General features: G+C 66.3%; 16 protein-coding genes. 10 read left to right on the forward strand and 6 right to left on the reverse strand.

From position 1 onward, the window contains the following. The first annotated feature begins 4 nt into the window (after positions 1-4). The 3 genes from AWC12_RS00695 to AWC12_RS00705 are packed head-to-tail and all read left to right on the forward strand — an operon-like array spanning position 5 to position 4847. Positions 5-370: an STAS domain-containing protein gene (locus AWC12_RS00695; protein WP_234813782.1), complete on the forward strand. Its 366-nt coding sequence runs from the start codon at positions 5-7 to the stop codon at positions 368-370. Then, the gene (locus AWC12_RS00700) at positions 367-4536 is read left to right on the forward strand and encodes a SpoIIE family protein phosphatase (protein ID WP_085171670.1); all 4170 of its coding nucleotides are present in this window, start codon (positions 367-369) and stop codon (positions 4534-4536) included. The genes AWC12_RS00695 and AWC12_RS00700 overlap by 4 nt, the downstream gene beginning before the upstream one ends. Next, positions 4536-4847, forward strand: coding sequence for an STAS domain-containing protein (locus tag AWC12_RS00705; RefSeq protein ID WP_024449439.1), 312 nt, complete (start codon positions 4536-4538; stop codon positions 4845-4847). Before AWC12_RS00700 ends, AWC12_RS00705 begins: the two co-directional genes overlap by 1 nt. On the opposite strand, the gene AWC12_RS00710 is transcribed toward AWC12_RS00705, so the two are convergent. Beyond that, positions 4844-5824: a DNA polymerase domain-containing protein gene (locus AWC12_RS00710; protein ID WP_024449440.1), complete on the reverse strand. Its 981-nt coding sequence runs from the start codon at positions 5822-5824 to the stop codon at positions 4844-4846. The two genes, AWC12_RS00705 and AWC12_RS00710, sit on opposite strands and share 4 nt — an antisense overlap. A gap of 102 nt (positions 5825-5926) precedes the next feature. Between AWC12_RS00710 and AWC12_RS00715 the strand changes: the two genes are divergently transcribed. The 4 genes from AWC12_RS00715 to AWC12_RS00730 all read left to right on the forward strand — a co-directional run bounded on the left by AWC12_RS00715 (position 5927) and on the right by AWC12_RS00730 (position 12551). Beyond that, positions 5927-7978 carry a TRAP transporter permease gene (locus tag AWC12_RS00715; protein WP_024449441.1) on the forward strand — a complete coding sequence of 684 codons (2052 nt, stop codon included), beginning with the start codon at positions 5927-5929 and terminating at the stop codon, positions 7976-7978. Further along, positions 7975-9015 (forward strand): TAXI family TRAP transporter solute-binding subunit, encoded by a 1041-nt coding sequence (locus AWC12_RS00720; protein ID WP_412093781.1) that lies wholly within the window; start codon positions 7975-7977, stop codon positions 9013-9015. Before AWC12_RS00715 ends, AWC12_RS00720 begins: the two co-directional genes overlap by 4 nt. A 176-nt stretch (positions 9016-9191) precedes the next feature. Then, complete coding sequence (locus tag AWC12_RS00725; protein WP_024449443.1) at positions 9192-9545, forward strand: hypothetical protein; 354 nt, start codon at positions 9192-9194, stop codon at positions 9543-9545. Positions 9546-9746: 201 nt separating this feature from the next. Then, entirely contained in the window at positions 9747-12551 is a 2805-nt protein-coding gene (locus AWC12_RS00730) for an MMPL/RND family transporter (protein ID WP_165762745.1), read from the forward strand. Here AWC12_RS00730 and AWC12_RS00735 read toward each other — a convergent pair. The 3 genes from AWC12_RS00735 to AWC12_RS00745 all read right to left on the reverse strand — a co-directional run bounded on the left by AWC12_RS00735 (position 12535) and on the right by AWC12_RS00745 (position 14785). After that, positions 12535-13233, reverse strand: a complete 699-nt coding sequence (locus tag AWC12_RS00735; RefSeq protein WP_085171673.1) for an HAD family hydrolase — start codon at positions 13231-13233, stop codon at positions 12535-12537. The two genes, AWC12_RS00730 and AWC12_RS00735, sit on opposite strands and share 17 nt — an antisense overlap. 6 nt (positions 13234-13239) lie before the next feature. After that, entirely contained in the window at positions 13240-13695 is a 456-nt protein-coding gene (locus AWC12_RS00740; protein WP_085171675.1) for a hypothetical protein, read from the reverse strand. Between the two features lie 73 nt (positions 13696-13768). Continuing rightward, positions 13769-14785, reverse strand: a complete 1017-nt coding sequence (locus tag AWC12_RS00745; protein ID WP_085171677.1) for a hypothetical protein — start codon at positions 14783-14785, stop codon at positions 13769-13771. 198 nt (positions 14786-14983) lie between these two features. On the opposite strand from AWC12_RS00745, the gene AWC12_RS00750 reads away from it, so the two are divergent. Next, entirely contained in the window at positions 14984-15919 is a 936-nt protein-coding gene (locus tag AWC12_RS00750) for a DUF808 domain-containing protein (protein ID WP_024448910.1), read from the forward strand. Positions 15920-15925: 6 nt separating this feature from the next. On the opposite strand, the gene AWC12_RS00755 is transcribed toward AWC12_RS00750, so the two are convergent. Both AWC12_RS00755 and AWC12_RS00760 read right to left on the reverse strand, forming a co-directional pair. Then, entirely contained in the window at positions 15926-17818 is a 1893-nt protein-coding gene (locus AWC12_RS00755) for a DUF1214 domain-containing protein (protein WP_085171679.1), read from the reverse strand. 63 nt (positions 17819-17881) lie between these two features. Next, on the reverse strand, positions 17882-18076 hold the full coding sequence (locus AWC12_RS00760; protein WP_024448912.1) for a hypothetical protein: 195 nt from the start codon (positions 18074-18076) through the stop codon (positions 17882-17884). Positions 18077-18106: 30 nt separating this feature from the next. On the opposite strand from AWC12_RS00760, the gene AWC12_RS00765 reads away from it, so the two are divergent. Both AWC12_RS00765 and AWC12_RS00770 read left to right on the forward strand, forming a co-directional pair. Next, complete coding sequence (locus AWC12_RS00765; RefSeq protein WP_036465961.1) at positions 18107-18529, forward strand: hypothetical protein; 423 nt, start codon at positions 18107-18109, stop codon at positions 18527-18529. Positions 18530-18575: 46 nt separating this feature from the next. After that, positions 18576-19175, forward strand: a complete 600-nt coding sequence (locus tag AWC12_RS00770) for a GNAT family N-acetyltransferase (RefSeq protein ID WP_024448913.1) — start codon at positions 18576-18578, stop codon at positions 19173-19175. Positions 19176-19178 lie beyond the last annotated feature (3 nt).

A 19178-nucleotide genomic window follows, 5' to 3' on the forward strand; every position in this document is an offset into this window, starting at 1 on the left:
ACGCGTGGGACTGCTGGAGATCGTGCAGGACGTGCACGACGGCGCCGTCGTGGTCCGCGCGGGCGGCGAAGTCGATTCGCGCACAGTTGATTCGCTGTCTGAGGCGCTCACGGCCGCGGTCGCCGAGGCTGTCACCCGTCCGGCCCGGGTGCTCGTCGTCGAATTGGACGGTGTCACATATTTCGGCAGCGCAGGGCTCAACGCCCTGCTCAATTGCTCCGAGAAGGCGCGCGCGGAGGGTGTCGCGGTGCGTGTGGTAGCGACCGGCGCCGAGGTCCTGCGGCCCATCGAGGTGACGAAGATCAACACCGTCCTACCGCCCTACCGCAGTCTGGGCGAGGCTCTTGCGGTGACGGACGAAACGCAGTGAGCGGCAAGGGGCCTGTTGGCTCTTCACCGGCCGACGTATTCGCCGGCGGCGGCGAGATCGGTCGTCAACATGCGGACGTCGACTGGGCGGCCACTCCGCTCGGCCCGCCGGAAACGTGGCCGCAGAGCCTGGCGACGGCCGTGGGAATTCTGCTGACGTCGAAGTTCTCGATGTGGATGGGGTGGGGCCCAGAGCTCACCTTCTTCTGCAACGACGCCTACCGCCGCGACACCTTGGGACGCAAATATCCTTGGGCGTTGGGGCGCCCGGCCTCCACGGTGTGGGCCGAGATCTGGCAGGACATCAGCGCGCGAGTCGAGCGTGTCCTGTCGACCGGTGAAGCGACCTGGGACACCGAACTGCTGCTGTTCATCGAGCGCGCCGGGTACATCGAGGAGTCCTATCACACGTTCTCCTACAGCCCGTTGCGCGACGACGACGGACGTGTGGTCGGACTGTTGTGCGTCGTCAGCGAGGACACTCTGCAGGTGATCGCCGAGCGGCGGATGACGACGCTGCGCGATCTGGGCTCGGACCCCAGCCTGATGCGTACCGAAGAAGAGGTGCTGAGCTTCGCCGACCGCCAGCTCGCGCGCAACCTGCGCGACCTCCCCTTCACACTCACCTATCTGTTCGACCAGAACGAATCTGCGTATTTGGCGGGTGCGAGCGGTATCGCACCGGGTCATCCCGCGGCGCCCGAGCGGCTCACCGGCGCGCCAGGTGAGCTCTGGCCGGTGGCCACTCCCGCGCGAGGCGAGTCGATGCTCATCGACGTTGATGGTGACGCGTATCCTGTTCTGCCCAGCGGTGATTGGCGCGAACCGCCCACGCAGGCGCTGATCGTGCCGCTGCTGCATCAGGGCGGGTCGCCCAGCGGCTTTCTGGTGGCGGGTCTTAATCGGTACCGGCTGCTCGACGAGGCGTATCAGGGCTTCGTCACCCTCGTCGCCGGACACCTCGCCGCGGGCATCGGCTCGTCGCGCAGCTATCGCGCCCAGCAGCGGCGTGCTGAGGAACTCGCCGAGCTCGACCGCGCGAAAACCATCTTTTTCTCCAACATCAGCCACGAGTTCCGCACCCCGCTGACGTTGATCCTCGACCCGGTGGCCGAGCTGCGCCGTGCCGACAACGTCGACGAGCGGATGCGGGAAGAACTCGACGTGGTGTGGCGCAACGGCTTACGGCTCACCAAGTTGGTGAACACCCTGTTGGACTTCTCCAGGATCGAAGCGGGGCGCACACAGGCGCTGTATCAACCGGTCGACCTCGGCGCGCTGACCGCCGAACTGGCAAGCGTCTTTCGCTCTGCCATCGAACGCGCCGGACTGACCTTCGACGTCGATTGTCCGCCGGTAGGCGAGCCGATGTATGTCGATCGCGACATGTGGGAGAAGGTCATCTTCAACCTGCTGTCGAACGCCCTGAAGTTCACCTTCGAGGGCACGATATCGGTCACGGCAAGTCGTGACGGCGACGAAGCGGTGATCGAGGTGGCCGACACGGGAACCGGGGTGCCCGCCGACGAGATGCCGCGCCTCTTCGAACGATTCCATCGGATCGAGAACGCCAAGGCGCGATCCCACGAGGGCAGTGGCATCGGTCTGGCTCTGGTCAAGGAACTGATCGGGTTGCACGGTGGCACGATCAGCGCCGACAGTGCCGAGGGCCGGGGCACCACGTTCACCATTCGCATGCCGTTCGGCGCGGCGCACCTTCCCGCAGATGAGATTTCCGCAGAGTCCGACAGGCGCACCTCGGGCGGTCGCGCAAACGCCTACGTCGAGGAGGCGTTACGCTGGGTTCCCGGCGGTACTGCTGCCGACATCGACGAAAGTGCTTATGCGGCAGGGCTATCAGACTCCCATAGGCGTCCGTCCCCGACGTCGGCGCGGGTGCTGATCGCCGACGACAACGCCGACATGCGCGAGTACCTGACACGTCTTCTTCGCGCCGACGGCTATCAGGTGGACGCTGTCGCCGACGGTAGGGAAGCGCTGGAAGCGGTGCGGGCGGATGCCCCGGACATCGTGATCAGCGACGTCATGATGCCGCGACTGGACGGGTTGGGACTGGTCGCGGAGTTGAGGGCCGACCGCCGCACCTCGGCCGTGCCGGTGCTGCTGTTGTCGGCGCGCGCCGGGCAGGAAGCCTCCATCAGCGGCCTTCGGGCAGGTGCCGACGACTACCTCGTCAAACCGTTCGCCGCGGCTGAACTCCTCGCCAGGGTCCGCGCCAACGTGGAACTCGCGCGGCTACGCGAACACCACGCGCGTTGGCGCACAGCACTTGTCGACTCCTTACAGGAGGCGTTCTTCGTCTGCGACGACGTGGGCACCGTCATCGAGCTGAACCCGGCCTTCACCGAGATGCTCGGCTACGGCGGGGCCGGCCTGCCCTATCCAGCGCCCCACGCGTGGTGGCCGTCCGCCGACAGCGACGCCGAAGCGCACCGGCAGATAACCAACGCGTTCTCCGCTCTGATGGACCAGCCTCACGGCACCATCTCGACCGTGCCCGTCACGCACAAAGACGGCCACCGCCTCTGGGTCACCGCGACGTTCACCCGCGCCGAAGATCCTGAGACCGGCCGTGATGTCATCGTCGGCACGATGCGCGATGTCACCGCCGAGCGCTACCTCGTGCAGCGCGAGACGGCATTGGCGTCGCTCAACGAGAACCTGGCCCAGGCGGACACTCTCGACGACGCCGTGCTCGCCGCCGCACAGGAGTTCGCGGCCATCTGGAATGCCCGGCGTGTCATCGCCGTCACGTGGACCGCCGGCGACGACGCCGATGCGGAAGGGGCCGTACCGAATCTGGTCAGCGTCGGCGAATCGACCCGGTGGGAGGGCCTGCCCGCCGAGGTGCACGATGCGATCACCGCCCTTCGCGATGGCGATCTGCTCGATCCCGACACGTCCTCGGCGGGAGGCGCGGGGATCGCGATGAGGCATCCGCGCGGCGTCCTCGTCGTCTACATCGAACTGTTCGAGCAGCGGCTCTTCACCTCCGAAGACCACACGCTCCTGACAGTCCTCGCGGGCCGCCTCGGGCAGGGGCTGCAGCGCGTCCATCAGATCGACCAGCAGCGCGAGACTGCGCTCGCGTTGCAGCACGCCATCCTGGGTCCGTCACTGTCGAGTGGTTTCGCCGTCCGATACCAGCCCGCCACCAGCCCGCTGCAGGTGGGAGGCGACTGGTACGACGTCGTCGACCTCGACGACGGCCGGATCGGCCTGATCGTGGGGGACTGCGTCGGTCATGGTCTGGCTGCCGCGACCGTCATGGGCCAGTTGCGCAGCGCGTGCCGGGCGCTGCTGCTGGAACATCCCAGCCCCGCGGCTGCACTGTCGGCTCTCGACAGGTTCGCTGCCCGGTTGCCCGGTGCGCGCTGCACCACCGCCTTCTGCGCGGTGCTCGATCCCCTGACGGGTGAGGTCACGTACTCGTGCGCCGGGCACCCTCCGCCGATCCTGGTCTTCGCCGACCGGACGACGCGGCTGCTCGAAGGTGCCCGGGCAACCCCGCTCGGGCTGAAGGATCCGCCGCACCGGACCGAGGCCACCGAGACCATGCCCGCCCGGGCCACCCTGCTGCTCTACACCGATGGACTGGTGGAACGGCGCCGCGAATCGATCGACGACGGGATCGCGCGAGCCACCGACATCGTCCAGGACAACCGAGCCACCGCGCTGGACGAACTCGCGACGGCCATCATGGCGAGGCTTGCGCCCGCAGATGGGTATCAGGATGATGTGGCACTGCTCCTGTACCGACAACCCGCGCCGCTCGACCTCGACATGGCCGCGGACGTCGAAGAGCTGGCGGCCAGCCGTACCCTGCTGCGGGGCTGGTTGGAGAGTGCAGGCGTGCCCGCCGACCAGGCCCTGGACGTGCTCATCGCCGTCGGTGAGGCGCTCGCCAACGCCATCGAGCACGGTCACCGCGACAGCCCGAACGGGCGGGTCCGATTGCGCGCGATCGCCCTGCCCGATCGTCTCCAGCTGACCGTGATCGACACGGGGAGCTGGAAAGCCCCGGCAGAGATCCCAGCGATCCACCGGGGGCGGGGCATCGCGCTGATGAAGGCCTTGATGCACGATGTCACCATCGAATCGGAGGCCACCGGCACCACCGTGCACATGAACACCAGGATCGCGTGATGGCGACCCCGCTTCAGCTCAGCACCCATCGCCGCGATGACGGCCGACTTGTGCTGGCCGCTGTCGGCGAGCTCGACCTCAGCAATATCGAGGTGTTCAGCAGCGCGCTGCGCGACGCTGCGGCCGGAGCCGACGGCACGCCGTTGCGCGTGGACCTCACTGCGGTGGAGTATCTCGACAGCGGCGCGATCAATGTGCTTTTCGATCATGCGGAGTCCATCGACCTTGTCGTGAATCCGATGCTGCTGCCTGTGCTGACGGTCAGCGGGCTGACCGAAGTCGTGACAGTCAAGCCGGGTCCGGACAGTTAGTCAGCTGCGCCGCCGCTGCGGGCTCGATGGGTCGCCCTCTCGCGGGCGCGGCGTTTTCCCTCGTGCATCGCCGCCACCCTGGCGACTGGGATGGTGTGGCCGTGCGCGATCAGGTCCTCCGGCAATCGCTGAGCAGCGGGCATCTCGTCGGCCCAGGGATCTTTCCCGGCCAGGGCGTCGACAGCGGTCCGCACGGTGAAGTCGGCGGGCGATACCCGGTCGAGGTCTGACCATGCGACCGGGAACGACACCGGCGTGCCTGCCCGCAGCCTCGGGCTGTAGGCCGCGGCCACCGTCGCGCCTCCTGCGCGGGTGGCATCAACGAATACTTTGCCGGCCCGGTCCTCGACGATGAAGGCCGTCGTGGCGATCGACGGGTCGAGGGCCTCGGCCCGGGCAGCCAACGCGCGGGTCGCTGCGGCCACATCGTCGCCCGGTGCGCTGTCGTCGATGGGCACGAAGATGTGCACGCCTCGCGACCCGCTCGTCTTCACCGCGCCGGACAAGCCGCTGTCGGTGAGCGCCCGGCGCACCAAATTTGCCACGGCCACCACCGCGGAGAAGTCGGCGTCAGCGGGTGGGTCGAGGTCGAGGATCAGGTGGGTCGGACGGTAGATGTTGTCGGCCAGTCCGAGCGCGGGGTGGTATTCGATCGCGCGTTGATTCGCCAGCCACAGCAGCGTGCGCCGGTCGTCGCACAGCGCATAGTGGATCTCGCGCTTGGACGCCTCGGCCCAAATGCCCACGGTGCGGACCCAGTCGGGCGTGTACTTGGGGACGTTTTTCTGCATGAACGGAGCACGGCCCCGCAACGCGCGCAGCACGGTCAACGGCCGGTCGGCCAGCACGGGCAGCATCCTGTCGGCGACGGCGTCGAGATAGTCGACAAGGTCGCGTTTCGTGGCACCGGAATCCTCGGTGAGCTCCTGATCCAGGTTCGTCAGGTCCACTCCAGCCCGCTGCTCGTCGGTGCTCATCCACCCAGCCTATGGGCCGCAGGCCGGCGAAAAGATGCTCTGCCAACATAAGTCGGGATTCCGCCGCGATATCCATGATCGGCGCTTAACGTTTGGGTTCATATGGACCGGAGCCCATCGAGGGAGCCCGACGATCCGCCCACCGCGATCGACACGGCGCCACCTGCTACCGCGACAGCGGAGACCTCTGCCGTACCGCAGGTCGACGATCAGGAAAAGCCGGGACGGGAACTCCGCGGATGGATCCATCATTTCGTCGCCGGTGTCGCGTTCGCTGTCGCGATACTGACCATCTGGCAGGTCTTTCGGCCGCTGTCGCAGGGCAGCCAGTTCTACCTCATCGTGTTCCTGTCAGGATCCCTGCCGCTGGTGTATCTGGTCTACCGATCGGGGTGGGGAAGGCTCGACCCCGAGGACAGGCCCGGCGTTCTGGACTGGGTCCTGGCGGCGCTGACTCTTCTGGTGTGCCTCTATCCGGTGCTGCCCATGCGCATCGGATCGGCCGGCGGCGGCTACAACGCGTTTCTTGACCGCCAGGGCACGCTCGGTCCCCTTGACGTCGTGATGGGCGCACTGCTGCTGGTGCTCATCCTCGAAGCGTGCCGACGGACCACCGGCTGGGCGCTGCCGATCGTGTGCGGGCTGTTCCTGGCCTACGGGTACTACGGGGGACTGTTGCCGCAGGGGTGGGCGATCGCCCACGCCGGTTTGGATTTCGACCAGATCATCGACGCGCTGTACAACTCGGGCAGCGGATTCTTCGGAACCCCTCTCGATGTCGCGGCGACCTACATCGTGTTGTTCACCATCTACGGTGCCGTACTCGAACTGTCCGGCGGCGCGCGGTTCTTCGTCGATCTCTCGGTGGCCGCATTCCGCCGTTCACGCAGCGCTGCGGGGCGGACGGCGGTGGCGTCGGGGTTCCTGCTCGGCACGGTGTCCGGATCAGGCACCGCGACCGCAGTCAGCGTGGGTGCGGTGACATGGCCGATCATGCGGCGCGCGGGATACACGCCCGAACGAGCGGGCGGCGTGCTCGCCGCAGCCGGTGTGGGTGCACTACTGTCACCGCCCACCCTGGGTGCGGCGGCGTTCATCGTCGCCGAATACCTCGAGGTCTCGTACCTGACGGTGCTGGGGTGGGCCATGATCCCGACGGTCCTCTATTACCTGGGCATTTTCCTTGCCGTGGAGATCGATGCCAGGCGCTTCGGGATGAGGGCAGCGCATCTGGAAACCAAGTCTCCGTGGAAGTTACTGGGCCGCTTCGGATATCACTTCTCGTCACTGATCGCGATCGTGGTGCTACTGGCGGTCGGGATGTCTGCGACGCGGGCGGTGGTGTACGCGACCATGTTGGCTGTCCTGCTCTCTTTTCTCGACCGCCGCTACCGGCTGACTCCGCGACGGCTGTTCGATGCACTCAGCACAGGAGTGCGCGGGGTACTGCCGGTGGTCGCCGTATGTGCCGCCGCCGGCGTGATCACGGCGATGACGACGAAAACCGGTCTGGGCGCTCAGTTTTCGTCAGTCCTCGTCGGTGGTGTTGATGCGCTCACCGACAACCGCACGATGATGCTGGCCCTGACGGCCGTGTTCGCGGCCGTCGCGCTGGCGCTTCTTGGCCTGGCGATCCCGGTGACGGCCTCGTTCGTCATCGGCTGGGTCATCATCGGGCCTGCACTGCTGGCGCTCGACGTTCCTGCTCCCGCGGCTGCGATGTTCGTCTTCTACTACTCGGTGCTGTCCGAGGTCACGCCGCCTACGGCGCTCGCGGCCGTCGGCGCGTCCGCGGTCACCGGCGGCCGTGCGATCCCGACCATGTGGCAGGCGCTGCGCTACGCAGCCCCTGCCTTCCTGGTGCCGATCGCCTTGGTGTTGACCGATCCCGGTGAGTACCTGCTGGGCCGCGGGCCGTGGATCGGCGTCGTCTGGGCGTCGGCCGTCGCGGCCGTCGGCATCGTCGCACTGTCGTTCGCCGCTGGCGGCTGGGCGCTCGGCGCGGGCGCGATGGGCCGAATCTCGCGCATCCTCACCGCGATTGCGGCCCTGCTGTTGCTCTTCCTGAATCCCGTCACGATCGCGGCCGGATTCGCGTTCCTGCTGGGCGCGGTAGCGCTCACCTTCATCAGCAACAAGAGGAGACCGACATGAGGATGACCAACGGGAGGACGACGAACATGAAACGCAGCGTGACGGTGTTGGCGGCACTGGTGCTCACCGGGGCAGCGGCAACAGCCTGTGGCGGCAGGCAGGATGCGCCTGCCGCCGATTCCGGTGGCGAGATCACCTGCGAGGTGGGCTCCGATACGCGGGTCAGCATTGCCACAGGAAATTCGACCGGCGTGTACTTCTCGCTCGGAAATGCCTACGCCGAACAGATTTCGGCCGCCACCAACGGCACTGTGAAGGCGACCGCAGCGGAGACGGGTGCGTCGGTGCAGAACATCGAACAATTGGTCGCGGGCAGCTACCAGGTCGCGTTCTCGCTCGCCGACACCGCATCTGACGCCATCGAAGGCACCGGTAGCTTCGACGGCAAAGAGCAGCCGATACAGGCGATTTCGCGCATCTACCCCAACTACACCCAGGTCGTCGTCCGCAAGGACAGCGGCATCACGTCGCTCGCCGACATGCGGGGCAAGCGCGTGTCGACAGGATCGCCGGGCTCCGGTACCGAGGTCATCGCCAACCGGCTGCTCGAAACCGCGGGCCTGAACCCTCAGTCCGACGTCGCCGCGCAACGGCTCGACCTGACCAAGACCGTCGACGGAATGAAGGACGGGTCGATCGACGCGCTGTTCTGGTCCGGCGGTCTGCCGACACCGGGCATCACGGATCTGTTCACCTCGATCGGCAACGATGTCAGCTTCATCGACATCACCTCGCAGCTGGGCCCGATGGCCGAGATCAGCCCCGCCTACGAGGAAGGTCTCATCCCGGCTGCGACCTACCAGCTGCCGTCCGACGTACCGACGATTGTCGTGCCCAACATGCTCCTGGTGCGCAACGACCTCGATGCCAATCTGGCGTGCGTGCTGACCAAGACGCTGTTCGAGAAGCAGCCTGAGCTGGCCAAGGTCGTCGGCGCGGCCAAAGGCATCACGCTGGAGAACGCGCGCAACACCGATCCCGTCCCGCTGAACCGCGGCGCCGAGCTCGCCCTCGACGAGCTGAACGCCCCGAAATAGCTCTCAGGTGGATCTCTCCGCACCGCGCCTGGTGCGAGCCGCGGTCGCGCAGCATTGCGTTTGCTGTAATGACTGCTGTGGAATTGTTGCGAGTTAGCTGTGTTTTTTGCGGCGCAGTGTGAGACGGTTGACATCGCAACTAGACCACCTTGTACCCGACCCCAGGGAGTGTCCGAATGAATCGCGCCCGTACCGCCGTTCTCGCTCGCAGTGCGAAAGCACTTGGGGTGGTGGGGCTCGGCGCATTCGGCGCCATGGCATTTGTCGGGCTCGGTTCGGGCGTGGCCGGAGCGGACGTCGAAGAAGTCGCCCCGGGACCCATCGTCACGAGCCGGCAGGCGTCGGAGAACTCGGTGATCCGCATCAACGATCCCGGCGTGGCCCGGGGAATCTCGGAGGCTCGACTGGGTGAGTCGGGCGTCGTTCACGCGCAGGGAGAGGTCCGCGACAGCACGAAAGCGGTCAACGGAACCCGGTCCCGCCCGTTCCGCGGCGGTTACGCACCGGGCCCTGCCATCGGCGACTGGTGATCTGACCCCTTAGGGCCGCAGCTGAAGCTGTGAAAACGCTGTCAACCCTCGATTGACAGTGAATGTTTTGACGGGCTACATGTATGACACGTGACACACCATGTGTCACGCGGGCCGCTGTTTTTGCGGCGGATGTCAGCCTGATCGGGGGCGGTGGTAGTGGCGCATGCCGGGCGGTCCGGGATCGGCAGGGTCATCCGCATGCTGGCGCTGCCCATCATCCTGGGCTGGATCGCGCTGACCGTCGTCACGAACGTCGCGGTTCCGTCGCTCGAAAAGGTCGGTGAGGAACACACCGTCGGATTGAGCGCCCAGGACGCCCCGTCCCTGGTGTCGATGAAGCGCATCGGCGCGGACTTCCAGGAGTTCGACTCCGATAGCAGCGCGATGATCGTCATCGAAGGCGAACAGCCTCTCGGTGACGCCGCGCACCGCTATTACGACGAACTGATCGACAAGCTCGAAGCCGACACCGAGAACGTCCAGCACGTCGCCGACTTCTGGGGCGACCCGCTGACGGCCTCCGGCGCGCAGAGCACCGACGGCCTGGCCGCCTACGTGCAGGTCTACCTCCACGGCAATCAGGGGGAGCCCCGCGCCAACGAGGCCGTTGCCGCGCTTCGCGCGATTGTCGCCGAGGTACCCGCGCCGCAGGGCGTGAAGGCCTATGTGACCGGTGGCGCACCCCTGATCGCCGATCAGCACAGCGCCGGTGACAAGAGCATCTTCCGGGTCACGATGATCACCTTCGGCGTCATCATCGTGATGCTGCTCCTCGTCTACCGGTCGGTGGCGACGATGATCCTGACGCTGCTGATGGTATTCGTGGAGCTCGGCGCGGCCCGAGGAATGGTTGCGTTGCTGGCCGACAACGAAGTCATCGGTCTGTCGACCTTCGCGGTCAGCCTGCTGACATTGATGGTGATTGCCGCCGGAACCGACTACGCCATCTTCGCGATCGGCCGCTACCAGGAAGCCCGGGGAGCGGGCGAGGACCGTGAAACCGCCTACTACACGATGTTTCGCGGCACCGCGCACGTCGTCCTCGGATCGGGGCTGACCATCGCAGGGGCGATGCTGTGTCTGAGCTTCACCCGGTTGCCGTACTTCCAGACGATGGGCGTGCCCTGCGCGGTCGGCACTCTCGTCGCTGTTCTCGCGGCGCTGACCCTGGGCCCCGCGGTGATCGTGATCGGCAGCCGTTTTGGGCTGTTCGAGCCCAAGAGAGCGATCAGTTCCCGCGGCTGGCGGCGTATCGGCGTCTCTGTGGTGCGCTGGCCCGGCCCCGTGCTGGCCGCGACGATCGCGCTGGCGCTGGTCGGCCTCGTGACGCTGCCGGGGTATAAGACGAATTACGATGCCCGCGACTACCTTCCGGCGGATGTGCCCGCCAGCATCGGGTACAGCGTCGCAGACCGGCATTTCGGCACCGCCCGGATGAATCCCGAGCTGCTCATGGTCGAAAGCGACCACGATCTGCGCAATCCGGCGGATTTCCTCGTCATCGACAAGATCGCGAAGGCCATCTTCCGGGTGCCCGGAGTGGCGCGGGTGCAGACGATCACCCGGCCTGACGGCAAGCCGATCAAGCACACCAGCATCCCGTTCCAGATGAGCATGCGTAGCACGACGAGCCAGCTCAACGAGAAGTACATGCAGGACCGGATGGCCGACATGCTGGTCCAGGCTGACACGATGCAAACCAACATCGACGTGATGACGCGGATGTCGGATCTGATGACCCAGATGTCGGCGGTCACCCACAGCATGGTCGAGAAGACGAAAGCCACCGCGGTCGACATCGTGCAATTGCGGGACCAGATCGCCAATCTCGACGACTTCATTCGCCCGATCCGCAACTACCTCTACTGGGAACCGCACTGTTACAACATTCCGGTGTGCTGGTCCATGCGGGCGATCTTCGACACCCTCGACGGCATCAATCCGTTGACCGACGACATCGTGGCACTGGTGCCCGAGCTCGAACGTTTGGATGCGTTGATGCCGCAGCTGATCGCGCTGCTGCCCAGTCAGATCGAGACGATGCGTTCCATGCAGGGCATGATGCTGCGGCAGTACCAGACGCAGAAGGGGCAACTGGATCAGAACGCCGCGATGTCGGAGGATTCCGACGCCATGGGGGAGGCGTTCGACGACTCGATGAACGACGACTCGTTCTATCTGCCGCCCGAAGCCTTCGACAACGACGACTTCAAGCGTGGCATGGAGAACTTCATCTCACCCGACGGCAAGTCGGTGCGCTTCATCATCAGCCACGAGGGCGATCCGGCGACGGTGGAGGGTATCTCGCGTGTCGTGCCGATCAAGACTGCGGCCAAGGAAGCGATCAAGGGCACCCCGCTGGAAGGATCGACGGTCTACCTCGCGGGCACCGCGGCCACCTACAAGGACATGCGCGACGGCGCCTTCTACGACCTGATCATCGCCGGAATCGCCGCGGTCACACTGATTTTCGTCATCATGCTGGTCATCACGCGCAGCGTGGTCGCCGCCGCGGTGATCGTCGGCACCGTGCTGCTCTCGCTGGGCGCCTCGTTCGGCCTGTCCGTCCTGCTCTGGCAGCACATCGTGGGGCTCGAACTGCACTGGATGGTCCTGCCGATGTCGGTGATCCTCTTGCTGGCCGTGGGTTCGGACTACAACCTGCTGTTGGTGTCGCGTTTCAAGGAAGAGCTGTCCGGCGGTTTGAAGACGGGCATCATCCGCTCCATGGCAGGCACCGGCTCGGTGGTGACCTCCGCCGGGCTGGTATTCGCCTTCACCATGGCGACATTCGCCTTCAGCGACCTGAAGGTGATGGCCCAGGTCGGTTCCACGATCGCCCTCGGCCTGCTGTTCGACACACTGATCGTGCGTTCGTTCATGACGCCGGCCGTTGCTGCGCTTCTCGGCCGGTGGTTCTGGTGGCCGCAGAAGATCCGCAGCCAGGCGTCGTTGCGGCGGCTGGCCAGGATCCGTCCGGAGTCCGCTACCGCGACGCGCTGAGCCGCGCCGCCAGCTCGTCGATCTGGGTGGCGCCCAGCTTCGCCAGCAGGTCTCCCGGATCCTCGAAGACGTCGGAAGCGCCGGCTTCGAGAAGCTCACCGCGCGAAACACCGCCGCTCAGGACGGCGATCGACGGCACGCCTGCCCGTCGTGCCGCCTCGCAGTCCCACACCGCGTCGCCCACGAAGACGGCGTCCTGCGCCGATACCCCGGCCCGATCGAGTGCAACCTCGACGATGTCGGGCTTGGGCTTGGCGGTGTCGACGTCCTTCGAGGACGTCACCGCCGAAACGATGTCGTCGCAGTCGAGAACCTTGCGCAGCATTGCCAATTCGTCTTCGGGAGCCGAAGTTGCGAGCACCACCTGCAGACCTTTGAGGGCGACCCAGCGAAGCAGATCCCGGGCACCGGGCAGGGGAGCGAGCAGAGCCGAGTTCTCTTTGTAGAACCTGCTGTGCCCGTCCTTGAGCCGGTCGAGAACGTCTTGTCCGGCGTCCTCGGCCAGTGTGCGCACCAGCGTGGTGCCGTCCATGCCGATGCAACGGTGGATGCGCCAGCTACTGACGGGCAACCCTTCCTCGTCGAAGGCGCGCAGCCAGGCGTGGACGTGTAGGTAATTCGAATCGACGAGGGTGCCGTCGATGTCGAACAGAATTGCAGGACTGGGCTTTTCAGTGCTCACGCCGGGTCAGGGGACCGGGATGTTGACGGTCGGCCCGCCTGGAATCGATACACCGCCTCCGCCGGGTCCGCCGCTGCCGGTGGGGCCGCCGGGGATCGAGCCGCCGCCTCCGCCGGGGCCGCCGCTGCCGGTGGGACCGCCGGGGATCGAGCCGCCGCCTCCCTCAGGTCCGCCGCCGCCGGTGGGGCCACCGGGGATCGAGCCGCCGCCTCCCTCAGGTCCGCCACTGCCGGTGGGGCCGCCGGGGATCGAGCCGCCGCCGCCGGGTTCGGTTGACGGTGCGGGCGCCGGCTCTGTCATGGTCGGTGTGGTCGTCGTCGTGGTGGCGCTCGACTCCGAGGTCGTGGTCGTCGATTCGGTGGACTCGCCGCCGCCGTCGTCGCCGCCTCCGCATCCGACGGCGAGCAGCATCAGTGCCGCCGCGCCCGAAGAGAGCAACGTCCTTTTCGCATGAGAATTCATGAATTCACCTGACTGTCGAGGAACTCCACGCAGGTACCCAGGTACGAATGGCTCAAACGTGTGCCAGCGGACGCTACTCGTCCGCGCAGGCGCCCTCGGACGACGAATCCTGCGCGTCACCTGCAGACGCATCATCGCTGCCGGCATCAGCCGATGGCGAGTCGTCGGGTGCGGGTGCCGCTTGCGCCGATTCCACCGAATCGGATTCCGTCGCGTCTTCCTGGGGCGATTCATCGACGTCCGACGAAGACTCGGCGGGTTCCGCTTCTGCAGGAGGGTCCTCCGAGGCCGTCGGCGACGAAGGTGAATCCGATGCGTGATTCACCGGCGGGGGCGCCGCGGCGGCTCCCAGGTCCCGAGTGTCTGGATCGGCGCCGGGCGACGCGGGCGCGGCAATCGTGTCGCCGATCTCTTGCAATGACTCGATCAGAAACGACACCGGCCCGGTCAGCTGATCGCTGACAGGCTCTTCGGCCACCGGCGCGAGAAACCCGAAATAGTCGTCGCTGATGCCGTCGACCCGGCCGTTGAGTACTCCGTCCACGATTCGTGCCGGAAGATTCGTGGCCGCACTGGCCGCGCCGACGACGTCCAGATCGAGGAGCGAGTCGACGACATCGCCGACGGTCGATCCCGCCGCCATGACGCCGCTGACAATCGGTAACGCCAATCGGACGACGAGGCTGGCCGTCATCTCGAACGGCTGGCCACTTCCGACCACCTTGACCAGATTGGTGACAGGCATGGCTATCGAGCGGATGACGGCGTCGACGATCTCGACGACATCACCGCCCTCGACCGCATCGACGATGTCTGTCAGTGACGTGTATTGATTCCCGGCGACCGCAGTCACGATCGGCAGTGGCGCGGCAAGGTATTCGCTCAGGCGATCGCCGGCGTTGTCCAGAGACCGCATCACCACTTGCGGGTAGTAGGCCGTCGGACTCGGTGACGAGTCGATTTCGACTGCCGATGGGGTGATCCGGATGGTGTCGCCGGGCCCAAGTGGCTCGAACGGAGCCACGGCGACGACGCCCGCGCCAACGACAGCGATCACCGCCGTGGCCCATGGACGTATCGATTTCGCCATCACGCACCCCCAGAATCGATCACCTGGGCGCTGCCACGCAGCGGCCCTGGGCGATCAGTCCCTAAAAATAGCTCATCCGCAGGTCAGAGCGAGATGCTTTACCGCGTGTCGGGTATCGGCGAGTTCACGGCGTCGCTACGCACCGAGCCGTTGGGTAACGTTCCGTGCCATGACCGCCACTGCGATCAGGATGACCCGATGAGCGGGGGCCTGTTCGCGCTCCTCGACGACGTAGCGGCGTTGGCCCGCCTCGCGGCCGCGTCCGTCGACGACATCGGTGCGGCAGCTGGGCGGGCGACAGCGAAGGCCGCAGGCGTCGTCATCGACGACACCGCGGTCACGCCGCAGTACGTCCACGGCATCGCCGCCGAGCGCGAGCTGCCGATCATCAAACGGATCGCGCTGGGCTCGCTGCGCAACAAGGTCGTCTTCATCCTGCCTGCGGCGCTGCTGCTCAGTCAGTTCGTCCCGTGGCTACTGACGCCGATCCTGATGCTGGGCGCCACTTATCTGTGTTTCGAGGGCGCCGAAAAGGTTTGGGGCATGATCCGGGGCGAGGATTCACACGGCACGCCCGCTGCCGCCGGGGGACCGGACGCCGAGAAGCTCATGGTGACCGGGGCGATCCGCACCGACTTCATCCTCTCGGCCGAGATCATGGTCATCGCGCTGAACGAGGTGGCCGACCAGTCGTTCCTGCCCCGGCTGCTCATCTTGCTCGTCGTGGCCGTGGTGATCACCGTCGTGGTCTACGGCGTCGTGGCCGGGATCGTGAAGATGGACGACATCGGGCTCACCCTCACCCAGCGGTCGTCGGCATTCGCACAGAAGGTTGGTCGCGGCCTCGTGGCCGGAATGCCCAAACTGCTGTCGGCGCTGTCGGTCATCGGAACCGTGGCGATGCTGTGGGTCGGCGGCCACATCCTGCTGATCGGGGTTGACGAGCTCGGCTGGCACGCGCCCTATGGATTGGTCCACCACGCCGAAGAGGCGGTGCATCACGTCGGGGGCGTCGGCGGCGCGCTGGCCTGGTTGATCAACACCGCCGCCTCCGCGGTGATCGGCCTCGTGGTCGGCGCCATCGTAGCGGCCGTCGTGCACATTCTGCCCTTCGGCAAGAAGGCCAAGCACTGACCCGTCTCAGTGCGCGAACCGGATATCGAATCCTGCTTTTCGAGTGGCCAGTTGCTGCTGCCGCGCAGCGGCGGTGACGTACTGGGTCGTCGGCGGGAGAACGGCATTCAATGCGGCCAGCGACACCCGTCGCGCGGACACCGTGGGTGTCACCGACGACGTCAAGTCGAGGTCCTGGAACCGAATCGACACCGTGCCCTTGTTGAACCCGCCCGTCGACACCCAGTTGTAGACGCCGGGGTCGGTCGGCGAGATGACGAACGTGAAGCGGCCGTCCGGATCGGCGACGGCTTGGGCGTTGTTAAGGCTGGTCTGCTCGTCCCAGTAGTTGTCGGTGATCGTCCAGAGGTTGGTGACGGGCACGGTGAAGTAGCGGGCGTTGCCCGGTTCGATGGTGACGACCAGAGCCTCGTCATCGGCCAGTTCGAAGTAGCCCGCACTCTGCAGTTGCGTCGCGAGGAACTCCGCGTTGCGCGTCGGATTCCGTAATTCGTTGGGTTGGACGCGTTCGCCGGTTTCGGCGTCGGTGGTGGCGACCTTGATGTATTTCGACTCCATGCCGAGGCCGAGCGCCATCACGACGGCGGTGAAAGTGCCACGCACGATCGGCGGCGTTTTCTTCATCGGCGGGATCAATGACACCAGTGCTGTCAGCAGCGGGCTGCGGGTGACCGCCGGCCCCAGGCCGGGGATCGCGAATCCGCCGAGTTGGCTGAACAGGCTGTCCCGCGGACCCGACAGCCTTTCGATCGCCAGGCTCATCGGGGGCTGGGTTGACCAGTCCGACAGCGTGTTTCGCACAGCGATCAATGTCGTATCGGGTGTCAGCTGCAGGTGGTTGCGCTGTCCGGGGGCGGCCGCATCGCCGCTGACGGTGATCGTGAACGAACCGTCAGGCTCGACGAGAAGTTCGCGCCCGCTCAGATTGTCGGCGGTGATGCCCGAAAGTCCGGTCAGCACACTGAAGTTGGTGTCGGCGGGCAGCTCCCCGGTGAACTGTCCTCTGATCACGTAGGTCGACGTCATGTTGACGCCCATGAAGCGGTAGATCGTGTCGGGGTTGTCGTAGAGGATGCGGGATCCCTTCACGTCTTTGCCGTACCAGCTGTGCGGGGGTGCGACCTGGGCGACCACGGTTGGCCGCATCGGGTTGAGGAGCTGCTGCTGGAACGCCGCGCCGAGGGCGTACTCGTCGATCGACCGCCCGAGATGCCAGAAGTTCTTCCAGTCGATACCACCCATTTCGCGGTACTCCCGCTGTGCGGTGGTCAGCCAGCCCGCGGCAAGCACCAACTTCATCAACTGAACGGGCAATGTCTTCACGGTGCGAGACGCGATCGCTTCCGCTTCGAGCTGCTGCTGGGTCCCCAGGATGCTGGTGGTCGCCGCGACGGAGACGGTCGCGGTGGCCGCGCTGCTGGTGGGTGCGGTCGCGGTGGCCGCGCTGCTGGTGGACACGGTCTCCGCGGCGATCTCGCGTCGCAGGGAGACGGTCGTCGACTCCTCCGTGGCGTCGTCGGTCTCGTCGTCGGGTGTGGAGGAGTCTTCGACATCGTCTTTGGTGGTGCGGCGATGGTCGTCGCCGTCGATTTCGTCCGAGAGGTCCTCGGCATCGGTCTCGTATTCAGGCTCGACATCGGGCTCGGTGTCGTCGGTGTCGGCATCACCGCCGTCGACACCGTCGCGATCCTCGGCGGCGTCCTGTGTAGTCGCGCCCGCGGTGGCGGAAGTGTCCGCGTCGGTCGTGTCTGCCGCCGCGGCCGAGTCTGAGCTCGACGCGGTGTCATCGGCGCTCGCTATTGCGGAGCCGTGCGCGAGAGCGGCCCCGATCCCGAGGGCGACGGCAAGCGCCCCGACGCGTCCGATGTACCGGCCGTACAGCGCAGGCTTGGTTGCCACGTGCAGGCTCCTTCCGTGCGACTGTTCGTACGGTAACCCTGCCGATGCGCCGTGAGCGGCTGTTTAGTCCTCGCTGCTGGTGCGATCTCGCAGGAAGGTGAGCAGCCGGGGGTCGTCGCTGGTGAACCGCCCGACCTCTTCGCCGCCGTCGCAGGTCAGCAGCGCCACCGTCGCGACGGTGGCCGTACGACTGAGCACCAGCCAGACGGCTCCGGACTCTTCCCAGCGCTGGAGTTCGGCGGCACGGTCGATGTCCATTGCCCAACCATGTCACCTAGGCTTTCGTGAATGCAGGGCCCTGCAGCGGTCGCCGTCGCGGCGACCTTCGTCTGGTTGGGGATGGTGCTCGCAATCTCCTTCCTGGAGGCGCCCCTGAAGTTCCGCGCCCCGGGTGTCACGCTGCAGATCGGACTCGGTATCGGGCGTCTGGTGTTTCGCGCACTCAACGGCTGCGAGGTCGTCCTTGCCGCGGCAGCGGTGGTCGCGACATGGAGCGCGGAGGTATCGACAGCCGGCAGGGCGGCGCTGATCGTCGCGGCCGCGGTGCTGATCGCGCAGATACTTCTCGTGCGGCCGGCGCTGACTCGCCGATCGGACCAGGTGTTGGCGGGGTCGGGCGGTCCGCGGTCTCGGGCGCATTACGTCTACGTTGCGCTGGAGCTCGTGAAGGTTGTCGCACTCGTCTTTGGTGGTGTCCTGCTGTTGCTCTGAGCGGGCTAAGCCTAGCCTTACCTGGCTCCGGTAGTCTGCCGTCACGATGACTGACGTTCTGCCGATCTTGCCCCGGGAGCTCACCGACATCAGCGATGAGGTGCGCGCTGTGCCGGCCCCGCCGACCCCGCACCTGGCTGCGCCCTACCAGATTCGCCTCGTGGATCCCGATGCCGACGCGGCGATGATCTCCGAGTGGATGAACCGCCCGCATCTGGCCGAGGCGTGGGAGTACGACCGTCCCGTCGGGTGGTGGCACGGGTATCTGCGAGCGCAGCTGGCGGGCAACTATTCCCGGCCGCTGATCGGAACTTTCCAGGGTGAACCGCAGGGCTATGTCGAGGTGTATCGCGCCGCCAAAGATTCGATCGCCCCGCGCTACGACGCCGACCCGTACGACCTCGGGTTGCACGCCGCGATTGCCGATCTGAACATCGTCAACCGAGGATTCGGACCCCTGCTGCTACCGCGCTTGGCGGCCAGCCTGTTCACGCTCGAACCGCAGTGCCGTCGAATCATGTTCGATCCCGACCATCGCAACACCGGCGCCCGGCGCCTCTGCGAGTACGCCAAGTGCGATTTTCTCGGTGAGCATCAGATGTCGAATCGGCGGATGGCTCTCTACGCGATGAACCGGCCCGTCTGATGT

It is taken from the genome of Mycolicibacterium iranicum, assembly GCF_002101705.1.
GTDB lineage: Bacteria > Actinomycetota > Actinomycetes > Mycobacteriales > Mycobacteriaceae > Mycobacterium > Mycobacterium iranicum.